This is a genomic window from Flavobacterium sp. LC2016-23 (assembly GCF_009674775.1).
GTDB lineage: Bacteria > Bacteroidota > Bacteroidia > Flavobacteriales > Flavobacteriaceae > Flavobacterium.
Window position 1 is genome coordinate 1 of sequence record NZ_WKKE01000060.1, and the last position, 1,496, is coordinate 1,496.

Here is a 1,496-nt window from a genome sequence, read left to right on the forward strand (position 1 = left end):
TCGGCTGTAGTTACTGTCAGTTTTACTTCTGATGGAATTAATGCTGCTCCGTTTTTAGTATCATTTTCAAAAACATTTATAAGTGTATTCGGTGTATTCGAACTAAGGGTTGACGGAACGCTATCTAAATTCGCTACCAAAGTTGCTGCCGTTACTACAATTGTTGAAGTTGCCGTATCACAGTTGCCCGGATTATTGATTTCACAGATCGTATATTCTAAATTGTAACTTCCTGCTGGTGTATTCGCTCCAACTGTTACAGTACCGTTGGTATTGATGGTCAGTCCTGCCGGTATTGGAGTGGTTACCGTTAGTTTTACCTCTCCCGCATTGGTTCCAATTACAGCTTGTGATCCATTTACAGTATCATCTGCAATTAAGGAAACTGTTGTGGTTCCGCCTGCATTTCCATTTATAGAACCAAGGTTATCTGCAACGGCATCAATTGATGGTGCTGTGATTGTTACTTTTACCTGGTTTGAACTGCAGTTGGTTGGGTTTAGCAACTCACAGATTTCATACGTTAATTCGTAAGTACCTGCCGGAGCGTTAGCGCCTAATATGGCGTTTCCATTTCCATCTACCGTCAAATATCCTTTTGGATCGGCTGTGGTTACCGTCAGTTTTACGTCTGATGGAATTAATGCGGCTCCGTTTTTAGTGTCATTGTCAAAAACATTTATTAGTGTTTTTGGTGTATTTGAACTAAGGGTTGACGGAACGCTATCTAAATTCGCTACCAAAGTTGCTGCCGTTACTACAATCGTTGAAGTTGCAGTATCACAGTTCCCCGGATTATTGATTTCACAGATCGTATATTCTAAATTGTAACTTCCTGCCGGTGTATTCGCTCCAACTGTTACAGTACCGTTTGTATTGATGGTCAGTCCTGCCGGTATTGGAGTGGTTACGGTTAATTTTACCTCTCCCGGATTGGTTCCGATCACGGCTTGTGTTCCGTTTACGGTATCACCTGCGATTAAGGAAACTGTTGTGGTTCCGCCTGCATTTCCATTTATAGAACCAAGGTTATCTGCAACGGCATCAATTGATGGTGCTGTGATTGTTACTTTTACCTGATTTGAACTACAGTTGGTTGGGTTTAACAACTCACAGATTTGATATGTAAGTTCGTAGGTTCCTGCCGGAGCGTTGGCGCCTAATATCGCGTTTCCGTTGGTGTCTACTGTTAAGTATCCTTTTGGATCTGCGGTAGTTACCGTCAGTTTTACTTCTGATGGAATTAATGCTGCTCCGTTTTTAGTATCATTGTCAAAAACATTTATAAGTGTCTTCGGTGTATTTGAACTAAGTGTTGCCGGAACGCTATCTAAATTCGCTACCAAAGTTGCTGCCGTTACTACAATCGTTGAAGTTGCAGTATCACAGTTGCCCGGATTGTTAATCTCACAGATGGTATATTCTAAATTGTAACTTCCTGCCGGTGTGTTAGCGGCAACTGTTACAGTACCGTTGGTATTGATCGTAAGTCCTGC

Annotated in this window: 1 pseudogene; it reads right to left on the bottom strand. The window is 41.8% G+C overall.

Annotated elements, in window-relative coordinates:
* Positions 1 to 1,496, bottom strand: a pseudogene (locus GJU43_RS22680) (hypothetical protein); the annotation flags it as partial.